Origin of the sequence: uncultured Campylobacter sp., from assembly GCF_938018145.1 — a bacterium.
Lineage (GTDB): Bacteria > Campylobacterota > Campylobacteria > Campylobacterales > Campylobacteraceae > Campylobacter_A.
Genome location: NZ_CALIII010000134.1, coordinates 1 through 2,969 on the forward strand (window position 1 = coordinate 1; position 2,969 = coordinate 2,969).

The 2,969-nt window shown below is 52.2% G+C and carries 3 protein-coding genes; all 3 read right to left on the bottom strand.

Going from position 1 to position 2,969, the window contains the following annotated elements; genetic code table 11:
• Positions 1–945: polyprenyl synthetase family protein (locus Q0338_RS03020; RefSeq protein ID WP_298085468.1), on the bottom strand; the 945-nt coding region annotated here is incomplete at its 3' end.
• Between the two features lie 90 nt (positions 946–1,035).
• Entirely contained in the window at positions 1,036–2,247 is a 1,212-nt protein-coding gene (locus Q0338_RS03025) for a PDZ domain-containing protein (protein WP_298085469.1), read from the bottom strand.
• Positions 2,244–2,561, bottom strand: a complete 318-nt coding sequence (locus Q0338_RS03030) for a YbaB/EbfC family nucleoid-associated protein (RefSeq protein ID WP_002947064.1) — start codon at positions 2,559–2,561, stop codon at positions 2,244–2,246. Before Q0338_RS03030 ends, Q0338_RS03025 begins: the two co-directional genes overlap by 4 nt.
• Between the last annotated feature and the right edge of the window lie 408 nt (positions 2,562–2,969).

A 2,969-nucleotide genomic window follows, 5' to 3' on the forward strand; every position in this document is an offset into this window, starting at 1 on the left:
CAGATCAAGCCCGATGTCGTAGATATGCGCAGCCTCCGCCTCATCTAGCCCCGCCACGACGCAGCCTGCCTGCAAGCTCGCCGCGATGAGGCGCGCGGTCTTGTGAATGTGCAAAAATTTTAGCTCCTCAAGCCCTAGTTTTTGATTTTCGAAATAACAATCCACCGCCTGCCCAAGCGCCATACCGTAGATACCGGCGTTGCGGCTTAGGATCTCGACGCATTTTATACGCGCGTCCGCGTCTAGCGGAGTCCTTGCTATCTGATAAAAGGCGTGGGTGTTTAGCGCGTCGCCCGCTAGGATCGCCGTTACTTCGTCAAATTTGACGTGCAGGCTAGGCTGTCCGCGGCGCAGATCCGAGTCGTCCATCGCAGGCAGATCGTCGTGGATGAGCGAGTAGCTGTGCATCGTTTCAAATGCCAGCGCGACGTGAAACGCCGCCTCTTTGCGCTCGGGGCGCACCGCCGCTACGACGCCTGCGACCAGCATCGCGCGAAAGTGCTTGCCGCCCGATTTTAGCGTGTACGAAAGCGCCTCGTCAAAGCACGGATGAAAGCTAGGCGAGCTTGGCAAATGCGCACTCAAAAACGTCTTAAACTCAGCCAAAAGCGCGTCCTGATCGGCGGCGCTAAGAGCGGTTTGGTTTGCATTCGGCTGTAAATTTGCGCCCGAGGTAAAACACGAGCCTTTTGCTGCGTTTATCGAGATCAAATTTGCTCTATTTTTCGGGCTTTGAGTCGGATTTTCGGAGCTAGTTTTGGCTTTGGTCGAGTTTAAAATTTGAGAGCAATTTTGAGACGAGCTCGCGCGCGAACTGCGAGCTAAAATTTGATCATTCGGCAGCGCCTGCGACTCACTCAAATTTGACGATTTCGCCGCGCTTTGAAGGCAAATTTGATCATTGCCGCTAAATTTTGATTTTACCGCTAAATTTTGATTTTGCATCTATTCTCCGTTTTATTTTTGCCGACTGGTCGGGCGCAGGCTAAATTTCTCAAATTTAGCCTGCAAAGGCGTCAAATTTGCCGTCCAAGCTTAACGCGCGTTGTAAAAAAAGTCAAAGCCGTTGCGTCTAAAGAGCAAATTTTGACCGCCGCCTTTAGCGAGCAGGCCTAGCGCTTCCTTGCGGCTTGAGACCGTTTTTTGCCCCACTTGTATCAGCTTGTCGCCGACTCTGACGCCGAATTTCGCCGCGCCCGAGCTTGTGTCGACGCTTTTTACCGTTAGCTTCTCGTCAAAGGTTATTCCGTAGAGCTTTTGCACGCTCGCGGCATCGCTGCTTTGAGGTATGGACTGAGGTTTTTCGTCGCTAGCGGCGGCCTTTTTATCCGCCTTCGTCGGCGCTTTTTGCTCTTTTTTGGCCGCGTCATCAGAGACTGCTACGCCAAATCTCAAAACCTCATCTCCGCGCTTGATCTCAAATTTGAGTCGCTCGCCCTTTTTAGCAAACAAAATCCTCTCGTTTAGCTCGCGCAGGCTCTCAAATTTCTCGCCGTTTACGCTCAAAATCTCATCCCTCGCCATCAGCGCCGCACCGCGTCCGAGCGGATCGACGCTTTTTACGTAGAGCTTGCCGTCTTTTTCCTCGAAAACAGCGCCCACATCGCCGTAGTACACGTCTTTATACGCTGCAAAGTGCCGCAGATAGCGGCTCGGAACGAATTTACCCCCGCCTACCGCGATACCGCGCAGCTTGCAGCACGGACTTAGCACGGCGCCCGTGCCGTTTACGTCAAACGTGAGCACGTCCAGCTCGCCTAGCGCCTGCGCCTGCGCCTTTACGTGGCCGTAGACGGTCGCGTTTAGATCGCGCGTGACGCTGACCCAGTCGCTTTTTTTCGTCGCGTTATCGTCGGCCATCTTTACAGGCTCGAGTTTGACGTCCGAGGCGACCAGATAGAGGCCAAGATACGGGTCAAATTTGACGTAGTTTTTCACGGGAGTTTCGCCTTTTGGCACGGCGATTAGATTTGGCGTGATCGCGATGCCGCCGTTACCCGCGACGTTTACCATGGCGGGCAAGTTTTTCTCGAAGCAGGCGTTAAAATCATCCTGCGTCGGGCGCGGCTCGGCTCTAAGCGACGCGGCAAATGCGCAAATTACAAAAACCGCAAAAAGTGGAGAGTAAAATTTGCGGGCTAAATTTGAGTTCAAATTTGCAATCGCACCGTCCCGTGCGCCGCCAAAATTTAACCGCGCGAGCCCCAAAACCGCGTCCAAACGGCGCGAGATAGCTGCGCGTTTCATTGCCCTAGCCCCATGCCGGCAAAGCCGCCCAGCATCCTTGACGCGGCGTTTTTGCGGTCGTCCTCGATCATCTTTAGCACGTCGTTTACGGCGCTGATGAGCAAGATCTGCAAGCTCTCCTTGTCTTCTAGCAAGCTATCATCGATGCTGATATCAAGCACCTCGCCCTTGCCGTTTGCCCTGACGCTGATGAGTCCGCCGCCGCTTTTTACGCTAAATTCGCGCTTTTGACTCTCCTGCTCGATCTCCTGCGCCTTTTTTTGCGCCTCCTCGAGCATCTGTCCCATTTTTGAAAAATCTATCCCCTCAAACATAAACATCCTTTCAAATTTCGCGTTATTTTAGCCAATTTAAGCTAAATTTACTTTATTTAAAGCCTGCAATGCAAGTTTCGTTCCCGCCTTGAAATTTGCGGCGGATACGGGCGCGAGTGAGTAAATTTAGGCCCGAAAAGTCGTCAAATTTGACGATGAAATTTTACTTTAAATGAACTGCGCGAGTTTTGATCTGTTTTGGCTCCCATAAGCATGCCTGCGTAGTTTTCTAGCGTGGTCTTTTTTGTAAATTTGAGAAATTTACCTGGAATAATGGGCAGACTACGAGGCTAAAAGATCGTCTCGCCAAATTTAAAAACTGCGCACAAAGCGCGACAAAATAAACTATCGCGAGGTCGGAGCCCGCCCGAACGAACGCTCGTCAGACATCTTTGAGCTCCGCCGCGA